Genomic DNA, 14,878 nt, shown 5'->3' with positions numbered 1-14,878 from the left:
CGGGAACCCCTGCGATGCCGACCAGCCACAGCGACTACTCCTCGTGATCCGCTCGCGGCAGGCCCGGTCCCCCGACCACCCCACCGCATCGCGATCAAGAATCGAGTCACACAACGCGATCGACAATCGACCCAGGTCTCCCCCCTCCAAGCCGGAAGAGTGATCCACGATCGTCGATGATCAACGAGCACCGTCGACGGTCCGTGCCGGCGGTGCCCCGCCGAAAGTGCTCGGTGATCATGGTCTCGAGCCTCGCTCCGCGGCACGGATCGCCGTGGGCGGACCTCAGCGGGTCAGATACCGGACGACCGCCAGCACCCGCCGGTGGTCGTCGGCGTCGTCCGAGAGGCCCAGCGCCTCGTAGATCCCCGACACGTGCGCGACGACGGCCTTCTCCGTGATCCCGAGCCGCCGGGCGATCGCGGCGTTGCTGCGCCCCTCGGCGACGAGCCCCAGCACCTCGCGACGGCGGGCCGACAGCCGCTCCACCCCGTCGTCGCGCCGGGCGAGCATCGCCGTCACGACCTCCGGGTCCAGGGCGACGTCCCCCGCCGCCACCCGCCGCAGCTCCCGCACGAAGTTCCCGACGTCGGCCACCCGCTGCTTGAGCAGGTAGCCCACCCCGCGGGGCCGGGCACCGAGCAGCTCGACCGCGTACTGCCCGTGCACGTGCTGGGAGAGCACCACGACCCCGACGCCGGGTCGGGCCGCCCGGATGCGGATCGCGGCCTGCAACCCGTCGTCGGCGCCGTCGGGGGGCATCCGGATGTCGGTGAGCACGAGGTCCGGGGCGAGGCGCAGCGTCTGGTCGACGACCGTGGGGGCGTCGCCCACCGCCGCCACCACCTCGAACCCCTCCCGGCGCAGCAGCAGCGACAGGCCCTCCCGCAGCAGGGCCTCGTCCTCGCCGATCACGACGCGCACGGGACCTCCGCCACCAGCGTGGTCCCGACACCGTCCGGGCTCTCGACGGCGAGCCGGCCCCCGAGGGCCTCGACCCGGTCGGCCAGGCCCCGCAGCCCGGTGCCGCCGGTGGCCGCCGCACCGCCGCACCCGTCGTCGTGCACCGAGACGCGCAGCTCGCTCGCACGCCGGTGCAGGCGAACCTCGAGCCGGGTGGCCCCGGCGTGCTTGACGGTGTTCGTGATCGCCTCCGCCACGACGTGGAACGCGGTGCCCTCCACCGACGGCGGCAGGCGGACCCCGCCGCTGTCGTCCCCGACCTCCAGGTCGGTGCGCAGCGGGGTCCGGGCGAGCATGTCCTCGACGGCCGCCGCCAGACCCCGTTCGATCAGCAGGGCGGGCATGACGCCCGCGACGATCAGGCGCACCTCCGCGGCCACCTCGTCGACGTCGCGCCGGAAGGCCTCCAGGTCGGCGGCCTCGGGCCGGGAGGTCCCGGCGCGCAGGGCGAGCAGGACGAGCCGGCTCTGCAGCCGGTCGTGCAGGTCGCGGGCCAGGCGGCGCCGCTCCCGGTCGCCGGCCTCGACGAGGCGGGTGCGCGACTCCCGCAGCTGCTCCTGCTCGGCGAGCAGCCGCGCGGTCAGCCGTTCCCGGTCGACCGCGATCGCGACGACGCGGCCCGCGGCCCGCACCGTCTCGGGCCCGGGTTGCAACGACGGGTCGTGGATGATCGCGCCGACCGCCCGCCCCGCGAGCTCGACGGGGACGAGCTCGCGCCCCGGCGGGACCACCGCGGGCCGGCCCTCCCCGTCCACCCAGCTCCCGTCGTCCCCGCGGAACGCCAGGCTCAACGACGGATCCCCCAGGGTCCGCGCGAGCGCCGGCCCGACCTCACCCCGACCCCGCTCCGCCGCGCCCAGCCACACCCCGAGCTCCTCGATGGCCGCCGTGCGCGCGAAGCCGCCGCGCAGCACCCCGGCGGCGAAGGCGATCGGGATGCCGGTCAGGAACGCGACCTGCACCAGGTCGACCACCAGCCCGTCGACGGGCACGACCCGGTACAGGTTGCCCGCCACGACCACGATCACCGCGGCACCGCCGCCGTAGAGGTAGAGCGGCGCGAGGAGCGACCGGTCGGCCCTCGGCGCCGTCCGCAGCCGCCGGACCAGCACGGCGGCGGCACCGAGGATGGCCACGAAGGCGCACGTGGAGTTGACCACGCGCCCGGCGTGCAGGAGGTCCGGCCGGTCCGCCACGGCGAAGGGCGAGTCGGCCGACCACAACCACAGCGGGGCCTGCAGCACCGTCGTCGTGAGGTAGCCACCGACGACGAGGGCGCGGTCCGTCCGTCCGCGGAGCCGACCCGACGGGAACGACAGCAGCACGTGGAGCACGATCGCGACGGGCATCGTCGCGACGACGAGCCCGACCCCGCTCAGCACCGGGACCGTCGTCCAGAGCAGGGCGCACCCCAGCCAGACGCCGCCGCCCGCGGTGAGCAACGGGCCGACGCGGCTGCCGGGCCGCCGCGACCAGGCGACGATCCCGGCGAAGAGGTACACCCAGGCGGTCGCGGTGTAGAGCAGGGCGTGGGCCACCGGGATCGACGAACCGCCGGACAGCAGCGCCGCCTCGACCAGCCCGAACGCGACCCCGAAGGCACCGAGCTGCCACAACGCCGTGGTGGGCGCTCCGGTGGCGGGTCTCGGCACCGGAGCAGGCTGGCAGAACTGCTGGTCAGGGTCCACGACGACGGGACCTGGGTCCCCTCCCCCGACGGGACCGGACTCCCTGGCCCGGGGCTCGCGACGCTCCTAGCGTCGTCCAGCCGTGACCGTCTCGCGTCCGGGACCCCGCGGGGGCCTGCTCTTCACGCCCGAGACCGCGCCGTGGGGCCGTCGGCCGGAGCGCGCGAGCCTCCGGGGCGTTCCCGACGCCGGGTGGGTGCAGGTCGGGCCCGCCGGGCGGCGGGCCGGGGAGATCGACGCGTGGTTCGGCCACCTGTGGACCGCCGGCGCGTGGCCCGCCCGGCTCTGGCAGCTGCTCTCGCGCGCCGACGGGTGCGGCGTCGACCTCGTCACCCGCGACGCGCTCGTGGCCCTCCCGGCGGGCGTCTACCTCCGGCCCGAGGAGGTCGCCGCGACGCTGTCGAGCCTCCCACCGGTGTTCGCCTACCGCTCGTCCCCCCGCTGAGACGCCCATACCGGACGCCCACGCGGGGCGGGGCATCATCGTCGGCGTGCGTGCCGCTCCCCTGCTGACGACGATGGCCCTCGCGGCCGCCGTCCTCACCGCGTGCTCCTCCGCGCCCGTCTCGCCCAGCGCGTCGACGGGCACGTCCGTCCCGGGCACCTCGTCACCGACCGCTGCCCCTGCGACGGGCCCCCTGCGGGTGGAGCGCGTCGCCGAGGGCCTCGACCACCCGTGGGACGTGGCGTGGGCGCGCGACCGGATGCTGGTCACCCAGCGGGACGGCACGCTCTCGACGGTCGCGGACGGGCAGGTGCGGCCGGTCACGGCCGACCTGGGCGACGTCTACGCGCGCGGCGAGGGCGGGCTGATGGGCATCGCGGCGTTCCCCGACGGCTCCGGCCGGTTCGTCACCTGCCAGACCCACGCCGAGGGCGGGCGCCCGGTGGACATCCGGGTGGTCTCCTGGCAGCTCTCCGCGGACGGCGCGAGCGCGACGCGCACGAAGGACCCGCTGGTGGGGGGCCTGCCGATCAACCCGAGCGGGCGCCACAGCGGGTGCCGGCCCACGTTCGGGCCCGACGGTGCCCTGTGGATCGGCACCGGCGACACCGCGCGCGCGACGATCCCGCAGGACCGCACCGCCCTCGGCGGCAAGGTGCTGCGCGTCGACCCGGAGACCGGCGGACCCGCCCCGGGCAACCCGTTCGCCTCGTCGGGCAGCGCCGCCGAGCGGTTGATCTCCGGGTACGGGCACCGCAACGTCCAGGCGGTGGCCTTCCAGCCCGGCACCGGGACCGGGTGGACCGTCGAGCACGGCTCGGACGTCGACGACGAGGTCAACGTGGTGATCCCGGGCCGCAACTACGGCTGGGACCCGGCGCGCGGTGGCGAGACGCCGGGCGGGTACGACGAGTCCGTGCCCATGACCGACCTGGACCGCTACCCGGACGCGGTGCCCGCCGCCTGGAGCTCCGGCGACCCGACGATCGCGCCCAGCGGCGGCGACTTCGTCTCCGGGCCGGCGTGGGGCGACCTCGACGGGGTGTTCGCGGTCGGGGTGCAGAAGGACGAGAAGCTGCTGTTCATGCGTCCCGGCACCGGGCCCGACGCGCAGCGCATCGTGTCCGTCTCCACCCCCCGCGAGTTCGACGGCGAGTTCGGCCGCATCCGCGGCGTCCGCTCGGGGCCCGACGGCGCGTTGTACCTGACCACGGACAACGGCAACGACGACGTGGTCCTGCGCGTCACCCGAGGGTGACCCGACCCGCCTGGTGGGAGCAGGGCCCCGGGCCGGACGACGGCCGGGGACGCCCCGGCCCGCCCGGACCACCCCGTGCCCGCCCGGCGGGCCCACCACCGGGACCGCCGCCGCGGCCCCGCCCGGCCCCGACCGCCCGCTACGGCGGACCCCCGGGCTGGAACGTGCCGCCTCCGCCGTCGGCGCCGCCCCGCAGCGGGCCGCCCCCGGCCGCGCCGCGTCGACGGCGGACCTCGCGGTGGCGCGTCCCCGGGGCGGCCGCAATCGTCGGTGCCCTCGTCCTGGCCGGGATCGTCGCCGTGGTGCTCTTCCCGGAGGCGCTCGACCTCGACCAGCGCTCGCCGTTCGTGCAGGTCGTGGCCTTCCGCCCGCAGCTCGCGGCCGTGGCCCTCGTCGTCGCGGCCCTGGCCGCGCTCGGGGCGTGGCGGCGGGCCGCGTCCGGGCTCCTGGTGGTCGCGCTCGCCGTGGGCGTGGCCGGGGGTGCCGGGGTCGTGGACACCGCTCCCCGGGCGGTCGGGTCCGCCTCGGTGGACGACACCTCCGACGGGATCGTGGTGCTCGCCCTGAACACGTACCAGGGGGACGCCGACCCGGACGCCCTCGCCGACCTCGTCCGCGACCGCGACCCCGACCTGATCTCCCTGCCGGAGGCGCGCGGGGACCTCCGCCGGCGGCTGGAGTCCCGGCTCGACGAGGGGCAGGGCGGATCGGGCTACCGCTCCTACTCCGCCGACGACGCCGACGACGCGTCCGGCATGACGGTGTTCGTGCGGTCCTCGCTCGGGCGGCCGAGCGTCACCCAGGACCGCGCCGGGACGTACCCGGCGATCGTGGTCGACCTGCCCCGGTCCGCCCCAGGCGTGGCCTCCGGGCTGCGCTTCGTCGCCGACCACCCGCGCTCACCCCGGCCGGGCGACACCTACGGCTGGGTCCGCGACGTGGGCCGCCTCGCGCAGTGGTGCGACGCGGACCGGCCCACCGTGATCGCGGGCGACATGAACGCCACGGCCGACCACGTCCTGTTCCGCTCCTCGACCGCCAACTGCACCGATGCGGGCGCCGCGACCGGGGACGGCCTGGTCGGCACCTGGCCCTCGTGGGCGCCGGGATTCCTGGGCGCGCAGATCGACCACGTCCTGGTCACGGGCGGCCCGCAGCCCCGCGGCTTCGAGGTCGTCGGGGTCGCGGGCACCGACCACCGCGCGGTGCTCGCCCGCCTCGGACCGGGCTGAGCCGGCGGTCGGTCAGGGGACCCGCTGAGGGGTGGCCGGGCGGGCCGGGGGCCGGACCGCACCCACCGCCCCGGGCGTGCGGGGGGCCGGCACCCGCGATCCCGCGGGCGGGGTCGCCGGAGCGGGCTCGGTACGCGATCGCGGGGAACGGCGCAGGCGCGGCTGCAGCTCGGGTTCCCGCAGCCGCCGCGCGCTCTCGCGGACCGCGTCCTCGGCGCCGGCGCGCGTCTGGGCCACCAGGTCGTGCATCGCGGCCGCGACCGCGTGCGGCAGCACCGGCGAGTCCGCGACCCGCACCAGCGGCCCGAGCGCGGGGAGGGCCTCGCGCAGGAGCGCGGCCACGGCCGCGTCGTCGGCCGGGGGCCGCGCGACGATGCGCTCGCCGAGCGCGCCCTGCCACGCCCGCACGCGCTCGGAGAACGCGAGCGAGAGGCGCTCGAGGAGCCGGGCCTCCACGTAGGTGCCCATCCGCCCGTCGATCGGCGCCAGGCCCTCGAGCCCGCCGTCGTCCCCCCGGCGGAACGCGTCGATCCACGCGACCCACGCGGCGTACCCGCCCGCCGGTGCGGGGCGGCCCGCTCCCGGAGTGCTCGAGCTCCGCTGCGTTCCGTCTCCGCTGCCGTCCATCGTTCTCCTCGCCCGGCGGCACGCCGGCCTCGACCGTTGTTCACGAGGTGCCACGGGGCGCTCTCGTGTCTCCGTCGTCGTCACGGGACGCGTGTCCGTTTCCTGACCGTCCGGTAACGGACCGATCGGGCGATGGCGTCACCCACCGGCGCCCCTCCCGGCGTGCCCGCGCGGGCGGCGGAGTGGACACGCCGCCCGCGGGGGTCCGGGGTCAGGCCTTGACGACGAGGGTGTGGGCCGCCATGTCGCCCAGCCGCTGCTTGCGCTGGGACGTCGACATGATGATGAGCCCGACGATGCCGGCGAAGGCGCCGTCGACGATCAGCAGCACCCAGCGCAGGGCGCACTCGCCCAGGCTCGGCACGCCGCCGTCGGCCTCCCGCACGATCCGCAGCCCCAGCCAGCCCATGCCCGGCGTCTGGCCCCCGTGGGTGGAGGGCCACCACGCGTACACCCCGAAGGAGCCGCCGATCGCGATCACCCAGACCACGAGGTTCACCAGGAGGCTGACGAACCCGTAGCCGCCGTCGACCATCGCGCCGAGGAAGCCGCCGATGAACGCCACCACGAGCAGCGGCACGACGATGCAGACCGCGTCCAGCAGGTACTGGCCGACCCGCAGCCCGACCACCTCGACCGAGCCCGGCGCACCTGCCGGCACGCCGTACCCGGAGCCGGGCGCGTAGCCGGGGCCCTGCCCGTAGCCGGGCGGCTGCTGCTGGCCGTACCCGGGCGGGCCGTAGCCCTGCTGCGGCGCGCCGTAGCCCTGCTGCGGAGCCCCGTAGCCCGGTTGGGGCGCGCCGTAGCCCGGCTGGCCGTAGGAGCCGCCCGACGGCGGACCGTAGGCGGGTTGCCCACCGGTGCCGGGGCCGGACGCCGACGACGGCTGCGACGAGTAACCACCGGGCGGTCCGTAGCCCGGGGCGCCGCCCTGTCCCTCCGCCGGCCCAGCGCCGTACGGAGCACCTTGTCCACTCATGGGCGGGATGATGCCAGCACAGCGTGACCATCGGGAGGGTTGCTGCGGATTCGTGTCCTCCCCGCCACCCGTTCGGCCGTGCGTCGCGGTCACGCACCTCGTGATCGGTGAGGTCCACACGGTTGCCGCACCGCCCTCCCCCGGCCGGAGCATGACACCACCCCCCGGTCGGGCGTTGAGTGGGCGATGGATGGACACCCCTCGGGCCGGGCGGCCACACTGCGCCCCGGCACCCGGGACGCGGAGGGAGGCACACCCGTGCACCCGTCCGTGTCCCGCGCGCACCCGGTCGTCTCGCACCCGGCCTCCCGCGTGCCGGTGGCCCTGCCGCTCCCGCGCGGTTCGGACGAGGCGAGGTCCGTGGATCCGGCGGAGCCCGGGTGCATCGGGCCGGCCTGGATCGTCCGCGAGGTCACCCACGTGCCCGGCATCCTCCGGCTCGTGCGCGGGCGGCTGAGCTTCCTGTCCAGCCGCGGTGTGGTGTTCGACGAGGACGTCGACGCACCCCGGCTGGGGATCGGCCTGCCGTGGCGCGGCCGCGGGGGCATCCGCGTCACGGTGGGCGGGGAGCGCCTCCGCGTCCACGTCGTCCGCCCGCCCGGGGCCGTGGAGCCCGGGGCGGCGTTCGTCGAGGCGGTCGCGGACGCGTCCGGCCTGCCCGCGACGCGCGGCGACCTCGAGGCCGCCGCGACGTGGCGGGCGCTGCTGGTCAGGGCGCGGGATCGTGAGGAGGCCGCGGTTCCCCGCCGTCGGGCGCCGGCACGACGCGCAGCCCGAACTCGGCGAGGATCCGGAGCGTCCACGCCGCCGTCATGACGGCGTCGGCCACCTCGGCCGCCTGCTCCTGACCCGACGACCCGGCCGTCCACGCCACCTGCCGGGCGGCCTCGGCGAGGCCCTCGGTCAGCTCCGCGGCCACAGCCAGCGCCGCCCGCGCCCGGTCGCGGTCGGACCCGCACCACGGCGGGACGGCCCGGCCGAGCGCACCGGCGAGGGCCTCCACCCCCCGGACCAGGACGACGACCAGCGGCGCGTCGAGCCGCGGTCCGCCCGGCGCCGCACACCCCTGGTCGGCGCCACGGGCCTCGGCGAGCGCCTCGAGCGCCCGGACCGGCAACGAGCGCCACGTCGGCACCACCGGCCCGGATGCACCCCCGTCCATGCGCGCCACTCCCTGCTCGCCCGGAGTCCCGCGGCGGGTCCCGCCCGTGCTCTCCGACCCCCGGGTCATCGCCGCGAGGGCCCCTGACGTTGCACCCGGTGCTCGTCGGGCCGGCCGCTCACCTGTTCGGACCAGCTCGATCGGTCAGGACCGGTCGGCGACCAGGCCCTCCGCCGGCTCCGGGCGACGCGCCGGGGCGCCGCTCTCCTCGGAGGTGCGCTGCGTGGGGGCCGGCGGCGACACGGGTCCGGGACTCCCTGCGGGCCCGGGCCACGGTCGCCCGGCGGGAGGACCGGCACCCGGGGGCATCGCGCCGGGCCCCGGTCGACCGGGGCCGGGCGGCATCGGCGGCCGGGGCGGCGGCGGTGGCACCAGCAGGTCGAGGAACACCCGGAGGGACTCGTCGATGACCTGCGCGGCCGCCTCGTGCGCCTCCGGCCCGCCGGACACCGGGTCGGGCACGGCGTCCTCGTCGGCGGACACGGCCGGGACCGTCCCCCGGGCGCCACGCGCGAGGTCGACCAGCGCGTGCGCCCGCAGGACCGGGTGGCGTGGGAGGGCGCCCAGCTCGGCCGGGCCGGCGGCGCGGAGCAGGCGGGCGAACTCGCGCAGGGTGAACGTGGTCGGCAGTGCCTTCGGCACGTCACCGAGCACCGTCGACCGGTGCTCGCGCGTCATGGTCAGCACCAGGTCGGCCAGCAGGACGTCACGGTCAGGCAGCTGACGGGCCGCGAAGGCGGCCACGTCGGGGTGGTCCCGCCGGGTGGTGAGCTGGGCGCGCGAGTCGTCGTGCATGCCGTGGCCCCGCACGGCGGACGTCCCGGCGCTGTGCACCGCGAACGCCCGGGCCCACGGCCCGAGCCGGGCGCCGAGCAGGAACCGGGTGTGGAACTGGGCGAACGGCGACCGGCAGATGTTCCCGGTGCACACGAAGAGCAGCCGGAAGACCTCCGGCGACCCCTCCGTGGCAGCACTCATGGGCGCGATCGTCCCAAAACGGTGCCCCGGATGCGAGTCGGGCGCCGGAGATCACCACCGCGGGGTGGTGCAGCGGTCAGCCGCGGTCAGCGGCGGGCGCGGGCGAACAGCTCGAGGTCGGCCACCACGACGACCACCTGGAGCGTCGTCGCCAGGGAGCCGAGGGCGGCGGCGGGCCCGGGACGGTCCTCGGAGTCCAGGCGTTCCACCAGCTTCGCGACGCGCTCCTGCAGGCCGCGGGCGGCGTCCGAGGCCGCACGGAGCACCTCGACGTCGATCTCCTCGGCGGCCGACCAGCCCGCGTCCGGCACGCCGGTCGTGACCAGCGCGGCGATCCGGCACAGCACCTGGTGCGTGCGGTCGTCCTCGCCCGCGGCCTCGATCGCGCGCACGGCCCCCGCCAGCTCGTCGAGCTCGGCGAGCAGCTCGGCCGACGGCGCGTCCCGGTCGGGGCGCAGCGTCGCGGGCACGGCGACGCCGTCCGCACTCCGGGGCGCCGGGACCGACACCGCGGGCGGATCCAGGCGGGTCCGTGCCTCCACGACGTGGCGGGAGAGCTCGGCCTCGAACGCCTCCGGCGGGGCCGACGCCTCGTCGGTCTCGGGTCGTCGGGTGGCCAGGTTGCCGGTCAAGCGACGCTCCTCGAACGGGGACGGTGGCGGGACGACCAGGCGGGCCGCCCGCGATCCTACCGAGGGTAGCCGGGGCACGTCCCGGCGTCAGGCGCCCTGCAGAGCAACGGGATGCTCCACCCGTCGCAGTCCGGCGCGCCGCTCAGTGCCGGACCGGGCTGCGCACGCCTCCGGGCGGGGACATCGGCGCGGGCCGCGGACCCGCGGGGGTGACCGCCCGGGCTGCGGGGACGAGGCCCTCGGGGGCCGCGGGACCGGCAGGTCCCGCCTGCTCGGGCACGGCGCCGGCGGGCGCGTGCGGAGCGGGCCGCTCGGGCTGGGGCACCACCTGCACGGCGGCCGGACGGCCGATCGGCATGAGCCTGCCCCGGGCGCGGCGCTCCCGGCGGGACTCGGACACCCGACCGGCCCCGGTGCGGTTGACCAGCGCACGGCGGGTCTGCGCCGTCGTGGGCCCCCGGAGCCGGCTCGCGACCATCGCGACCACGAACGCGAGCCCGTTGATGGTCCCGAGGGTCAGCATGCCGACCTCGAGCACCTGCTCGGAGCTGATCTCGTCGCCCGGGTCCATGTTGCCCAGCTGACCGCCGTACGGCACGGGCGGCGCCGGGACCGACTGCGCCGCCGCGGCGCCCGCCGTCCCGAACGCCGCCAGCACGCACAGGAACGCCCCCACCAGGACCCTGCCCACGAGCCTGCCCACGCCCACCCGCCGCACCATCGCGTCCGCCTCTCCCCGAGCCATTCGTCCAGGGATCGCCGCGAAGTGTGGTCTCCGTTACCGGTTCTCGACCGGTTCGCGAGATCGGACGTCGGATCGAGACCGGACCGTGACCGGAACCGGACGGACCGGACACCCCGGGACGACAAACGGGGCGCCGTCGGCCACCCGGGTGGCCGACGACGCCCCGTCGTCGTGGGCGTGGATCAGGCGCGCTGCGCCAGGTAGGAGTCCACCGTGTCGCGGTACTCGTCCTCGCCGACCTGCCGGCCGAGGATGCGCCCGGCGAGGTCGCGGGAGAGGCGGGCGATGTCCGGCTGCAGGTCCGACCGCAGCCGCGAGCGCTCCTCGTCGAGCTCGCCGCGCCCGTCGGCCACGAGCTGCGCGGCCTCCTCGCGGGCCTCGGCGAGGACCTCCTCGGAGTGGCGGCGCCCCTCCTCGCGGGCCGCGTCGCGGATGCGAGCGGCCTCCTCGCGGGCCTCACCGATCCGCGTGCGGTACTCCTGGTCGGCGCGGCGGGCCTCGGCGCGGGCCTGCTCGGCGCGCTCGAGGGTGCCGTCGATCCGGTCGTGCCGCTGGGCGTAGACGGCGTCGAGCTTCGGCAGCAGCACCTTGCTGAGCACGAAGAACAGCACCGCGAACACCACGAGCCCCACGACGATCTCGTGGGGGATGGCAGTCAGCACGAAGTAGCTGCCGCTCGCCAGGACCATGGGCCCGCGCACCTGCCCCTCTTGGACGTCTCTCCCCTGCGTGCGGCGGTCGCCGCCGTCCGGGTGATGACAGTCTGTCGGATCCTCGGCGGGGTGGCGAGCCCGGGGTGTCGCGATCGGCGGCGTACCGGTGGGTCACTAGGGTGGGCGCGCTGTACGGACCGGAGGCGTCGGGAGCGGACATGGGTGACTACAGGGTCGTGACCGTCGGCACCGACGGCTCGTCGTCGGCGAAGAAGGCCGTGGTGCGCGCGGCCGAGGTGGCCGCCGACGCCGGTGCCCACCTGATGATCATCTGCGCCTACGAGACCCGTGACGCGTCCCGGAACCGCGACCAGGCCGAGGCCGAGCGGGCGCTCGGCGACGAGGCCTACAAGATCATCGGTGCGAGCCCGGCCGAGGAGACGCTGCGCGGCGCGCGCGACGACGCGATCCGCGCGGGTGCGCGCAACGTCGACACGGTGGCCGTCCAGGGCGAGCCCACCGAGGCGATCATCGAGAAGTCCGAGCTCTACAAGGCCGACCTGGTCGTGGTGGGCAACAAGGGCCTGGCCGGCTTCGCGGGCCGCCTGCTGGGCTCGGTGCCGCAGGGCGTGTCCCGGCGCTCGCGCACCGACGTCCTCATCGTCCACACCGTCTGAGTCGGGGCGCGGTCACCGCGCGAGCGGCACCGCGCACGCCGGCGCGTCCGGGTGCACCCCGATCAGGTCGGGCAGCGCCAGGGCCGTCAGCTCGCAGGCCAGGGCGTGCTCGAGGCAGCGGCGGACCGCCCGGTCGCGCGGCCGTGCCCGCGCCTCGGCCAGCCGCCGCGCGAGCCGCTCCGAGGACGTGAGCAGCGGGGTGATGGTCAGCCGCGCCCTGCCGAGGTCCACCCGGCAGCGTCCGGCGACCGAGTCGCCCTCCCCGACCAGCCGCACGTCGCAGTCCAGGTCGCCGGTGGGGTCGGAGCCGACGGAGGCCCGGAAGACGGCGTTGGTGACCCGGTCCGCCGGGGCCGCCACGAGCTGCTCGAGCACCGTCCGGCCGCCGCGCGCGTCCAGGACCTCGTCGAGGGTGCGCACGTCGAAGGTGAGACGACGCAGCCGGAAGTCCCCCGGCCGGACCGTGGCCAGGAGCTCCTCGACGGTGTCCGGGCACGGCCCGTCGGTCCGCGCCGCGAGGTGCACCGACGCCGCCGCCGGCCCCCGGTCGTTGCGCGGGTCGATCCCGCGCACGGACACCTCCGGCGCGTGGTCCTCGCCCTCCCCCGTGCAGCTGTGCTGGAGGAACTCGACACCGGCCAGCACGTCCGGCGCGGGGACGTGCCGCGGCGCGGGGACGTGCGGGGAGGAGTCCACCCCGGTGGGGGCCGACCCGAACCGACGCGGTGCGAGGACGGCGAGGGGATTGCGCATGATCACCGGACCCTTGACGTGAGCAGGATCACCCCAGTGTGCCAGAGTGACGCTGCTCATGTGGATCGGTCAGGAGGTGGAACGACCCTCCGCCGGATCGGTGGTCCGTCCGTCCAGGGCCTTCTTCAGCTGCGCCAGCGTGTCTGCCAGGCCCGCCTCGATGCCCGGACCGTCGGCCTTCTCGGTGTGCAGGGAGACCGTCACCGACGACGCCGCGTCGCCGACGGAACGCACGAACAGCTCCCCGTGGTAGCCGCTGGGCCGGTCCGCGCCCCAGCGCAGCGCCCGCGACCCCGGGTCGCTGTGCATCCACGCCTCGCCCTCGTAGCGCTCTCCCTCGACCACGGCGACCACGTGCACCGACTCCCCGCCGGTGGACCGCGCCGATTCGAGGCCGGAGAAGTACTCGGGCAGGTGCGTGACGTCGGCGAGATAGGCGAACGCGGTGTCGGGGTCGGTCTCGAGGTGGGCGGTGTGCTCGTAGTCGGCCATCGACCCGGCTACCCGGTGGCGGGCGTCACCACCACGCCGGAGAGCAGGCCCGTCCCGGCGCCCACCCCCAGGTAGGCGTTCACGACGACGGGCGCCGCCCCCGGCGCCGCGTTGCGGTCGCGTCCGGTGCGGGCGTCCACGACCACCGGGCCGTTGACGGTGGTCCCGTACACCGCGCCGTGCCACGCGGTGGTCACGGCCGGAGCGACGCGCCCGCCGGCGGGCAGCGACCACAGCAGCGCGCCGGTCGGGGCGTCCAGCGCGAAGGCCCGGTCGGAGCCCGAGCACACCGCGGTGGCCGCCTCGTCCCAGGTGCACTCGGGCGGGGCGGTCGCGGTGCCGAGGTCGACCGCGTTGCGGGTCCCGCCCCCGGCGTCGTACACGGTGAGGAAGGCCTTCGCCGAGGTCGGGCGGCGGCCCGCCACCGTGACCGTGGCCGGGCCCGCGCGGTGCACCGACAGCGCCGTGGACCCGTCGTCGGCGGACCAGCGGCGCGCGCCGGTGAGGACGTCCAGGCCCACGGTCGCCGACGGGGAGTAGCCGGACCCGCCCCCGGGCGGCACCGCGGCCCCGACCACGACCGGCTCGCCGGGCAGCAGCGCGCCCGGCACCGGCACCCCGTCCGGGTCGCGGCCGTCGAGGACCGCGCCGGCGAGGACGCCGTCGGCCACCCAGAGCACCCGGCGGGCGTCGAGGTCGACCGCGACCGTGCTGCGGCGCGTGCCCGTCGACGCCGTCAGCACCGCGACCCGGCGGCCGTCGCCGACCGACGCGACCCCGGCCACCGCGACGCGCACCGACCGCGGGGCCTCCGTCCACGGCAGCGGGGCCGCCGCCGTCCACGCCACGGCCGGGTCCGCCTCGCCGGCCCGGCTGCGGGTGACCGCGAGCAGCTCGACCGCCAGCCCGGGCGGGGTCGTCCCGGACCCGGGGACCACGCTCGCCGAGCCCGCCAGGACCAGGCCCGCCCCCGGCACCGGACGCGGCGCCCCGCTCACCCACCGCCCGGGCGGGACCGCGACGGCGGTGGCCGCCCCGGTGGAGTCCGCCCGGGACAGGCCGCCGGCGTCGGCGACCCACACCGTGGTGCCGTCCAGGGCGACCGGCAGCTCGGGCCGGGCGCCGTAGGAGCCGGTGAGCGATCCGCTGGTGCCGCGCAGCAGCGTGCCCGAGGACGGGCCGAAGGCGGTCGGGGGGTCGTGGGCCGGGGGCGGTGCGGGGGCCTGCGAGCCCGAGCACGCCGCCAGCAGCACGGTCAGTCCGACGAGCAGGACCCCGACCCGGCGCACGACCCCAGCGTCGCAGCCCCCGTCGGCGCCCGGACGGGGCGGGTCAGTGCTCGACGATCGCCGAGCGCCGGGCGGGCGCCTCGTCGGACTCGCGGGGCGCGATGACCGGCAGCGGCCCGGTGGCCTGCGCCAGCCGGCGCTGCGCGCGCTGCACCCGCGCGAGCATCTCGGCGTCCTCCCGGGCGCGCGCCCGGAGCTCCTTGCGCTCCCTGCGCGTCAGGCGGAGCACCTTCTCGCTCTTGCGACCCCACAGCCCCATCGCCAGGCCTGCCTCTCACCCGTCGGACCACGCGGCCCGCCCCCCG

General features: G+C 77.0%; 17 protein-coding genes. 4 read left to right on the top strand and 13 right to left on the bottom strand.

Annotated features, from left to right (window positions below; all coding sequences use genetic code 11):
• Nucleotides 1-285: 285 nt before the first annotated feature.
• Nucleotides 286-924: a response regulator gene (locus WCD74_RS14435; protein ID WP_337695548.1), complete on the bottom strand. Its 639-nt coding sequence runs from the start codon at nucleotides 922-924 to the stop codon at nucleotides 286-288.
• Nucleotides 912-2,615, bottom strand: a complete 1,704-nt coding sequence (locus WCD74_RS14430) for a sensor histidine kinase (protein WP_337695547.1) — start codon at nucleotides 2,613-2,615, stop codon at nucleotides 912-914. Before WCD74_RS14430 ends, WCD74_RS14435 begins: the two co-directional genes overlap by 13 nt.
• A 118-nt stretch (nucleotides 2,616-2,733) precedes the next feature.
• On the opposite strand from WCD74_RS14430, the gene WCD74_RS14425 reads away from it, so the two are divergent.
• The 3 genes from WCD74_RS14425 (at nucleotide 2,734) to WCD74_RS14415 (ending at nucleotide 5,586) form a co-directional block, all read left to right on the top strand.
• A complete protein-coding gene (locus WCD74_RS14425; RefSeq protein ID WP_337695546.1) occupies nucleotides 2,734-3,096 on the top strand; it encodes a hypothetical protein in 363 nt (120 codons plus the stop codon).
• A gap of 73 nt (nucleotides 3,097-3,169) precedes the next feature.
• Nucleotides 3,170-4,354, top strand: a complete 1,185-nt coding sequence (locus tag WCD74_RS14420; protein ID WP_373696084.1) for a PQQ-dependent sugar dehydrogenase — start codon at nucleotides 3,170-3,172, stop codon at nucleotides 4,352-4,354.
• Nucleotides 4,355-4,518: 164 nt separating this feature from the next.
• Entirely contained in the window at nucleotides 4,519-5,586 is a 1,068-nt protein-coding gene (locus WCD74_RS14415; protein WP_337695544.1) for an endonuclease/exonuclease/phosphatase family protein, read from the top strand.
• 12 nt (nucleotides 5,587-5,598) lie between these two features.
• On the opposite strand, the gene WCD74_RS14410 is transcribed toward WCD74_RS14415, so the two are convergent.
• The 7 genes from WCD74_RS14410 to atpF all read right to left on the bottom strand — a co-directional run bounded on the left by WCD74_RS14410 (nucleotide 5,599) and on the right by atpF (nucleotide 11,398).
• Nucleotides 5,599-6,213 (bottom strand): hypothetical protein, encoded by a 615-nt coding sequence (locus WCD74_RS14410; protein ID WP_337695543.1) that lies wholly within the window; start codon nucleotides 6,211-6,213, stop codon nucleotides 5,599-5,601.
• 211 nt (nucleotides 6,214-6,424) lie between these two features.
• Complete coding sequence (locus WCD74_RS14405) at nucleotides 6,425-7,192, bottom strand: RDD family protein (RefSeq protein ID WP_337695542.1); 768 nt, start codon at nucleotides 7,190-7,192, stop codon at nucleotides 6,425-6,427.
• 709 nt (nucleotides 7,193-7,901) lie between these two features.
• On the bottom strand, nucleotides 7,902-8,354 hold the full coding sequence (locus WCD74_RS14400) for a hypothetical protein (RefSeq protein ID WP_337695541.1): 453 nt from the start codon (nucleotides 8,352-8,354) through the stop codon (nucleotides 7,902-7,904).
• Nucleotides 8,355-8,498: 144 nt separating this feature from the next.
• Entirely contained in the window at nucleotides 8,499-9,332 is an 834-nt protein-coding gene (locus WCD74_RS14395) for an arsenate reductase/protein-tyrosine-phosphatase family protein (RefSeq protein WP_337695540.1), read from the bottom strand.
• 86 nt (nucleotides 9,333-9,418) lie between these two features.
• Nucleotides 9,419-9,964, bottom strand: coding sequence for a hypothetical protein (locus WCD74_RS14390; protein ID WP_337695539.1), 546 nt, complete (start codon nucleotides 9,962-9,964; stop codon nucleotides 9,419-9,421).
• Nucleotides 9,965-10,106: 142 nt separating this feature from the next.
• The gene (locus tag WCD74_RS14385; protein ID WP_337695538.1) at nucleotides 10,107-10,709 is read right to left on the bottom strand and encodes a hypothetical protein; all 603 of its coding nucleotides are present in this window, start codon (nucleotides 10,707-10,709) and stop codon (nucleotides 10,107-10,109) included.
• Nucleotides 10,710-10,891: 182 nt separating this feature from the next.
• Nucleotides 10,892-11,398, bottom strand: coding sequence for a F0F1 ATP synthase subunit B (atpF, locus tag WCD74_RS14380; RefSeq protein ID WP_337695537.1), 507 nt, complete (start codon nucleotides 11,396-11,398; stop codon nucleotides 10,892-10,894).
• A gap of 182 nt (nucleotides 11,399-11,580) precedes the next feature.
• On the opposite strand from atpF, the gene WCD74_RS14375 reads away from it, so the two are divergent.
• The gene (locus tag WCD74_RS14375; RefSeq protein WP_337695536.1) at nucleotides 11,581-12,039 is read left to right on the top strand and encodes a universal stress protein; all 459 of its coding nucleotides are present in this window, start codon (nucleotides 11,581-11,583) and stop codon (nucleotides 12,037-12,039) included.
• A gap of 12 nt (nucleotides 12,040-12,051) precedes the next feature.
• Here the strand turns inward: WCD74_RS14375 and WCD74_RS14370 are convergent, their stop codons facing one another.
• The 4 genes from WCD74_RS14370 to WCD74_RS14355 form a co-directional block, all read right to left on the bottom strand.
• Nucleotides 12,052-12,792, bottom strand: coding sequence for a hypothetical protein (locus WCD74_RS14370; RefSeq protein ID WP_337695535.1), 741 nt, complete (start codon nucleotides 12,790-12,792; stop codon nucleotides 12,052-12,054).
• 69 nt (nucleotides 12,793-12,861) lie between these two features.
• On the bottom strand, nucleotides 12,862-13,284 hold the full coding sequence (locus tag WCD74_RS14365; RefSeq protein WP_337695534.1) for an SRPBCC family protein: 423 nt from the start codon (nucleotides 13,282-13,284) through the stop codon (nucleotides 12,862-12,864).
• Between the two features lie 8 nt (nucleotides 13,285-13,292).
• On the bottom strand, nucleotides 13,293-14,573 hold the full coding sequence (locus WCD74_RS14360) for a PQQ-binding-like beta-propeller repeat protein (RefSeq protein WP_337695533.1): 1,281 nt from the start codon (nucleotides 14,571-14,573) through the stop codon (nucleotides 13,293-13,295).
• Nucleotides 14,574-14,616: 43 nt separating this feature from the next.
• The gene (locus WCD74_RS14355) at nucleotides 14,617-14,832 is read right to left on the bottom strand and encodes a hypothetical protein (protein ID WP_337695532.1); all 216 of its coding nucleotides are present in this window, start codon (nucleotides 14,830-14,832) and stop codon (nucleotides 14,617-14,619) included.
• Nucleotides 14,833-14,878 lie beyond the last annotated feature (46 nt).

The organism is Actinomycetospora aurantiaca (assembly GCF_037401875.1).
GTDB classification, from domain to species: domain Bacteria; phylum Actinomycetota; class Actinomycetes; order Mycobacteriales; family Pseudonocardiaceae; genus Actinomycetospora; species Actinomycetospora aurantiaca.
Note: the sequence above shows the minus strand (reverse complement) of the source record. Positions and strands in the feature narration are given on the sequence as shown.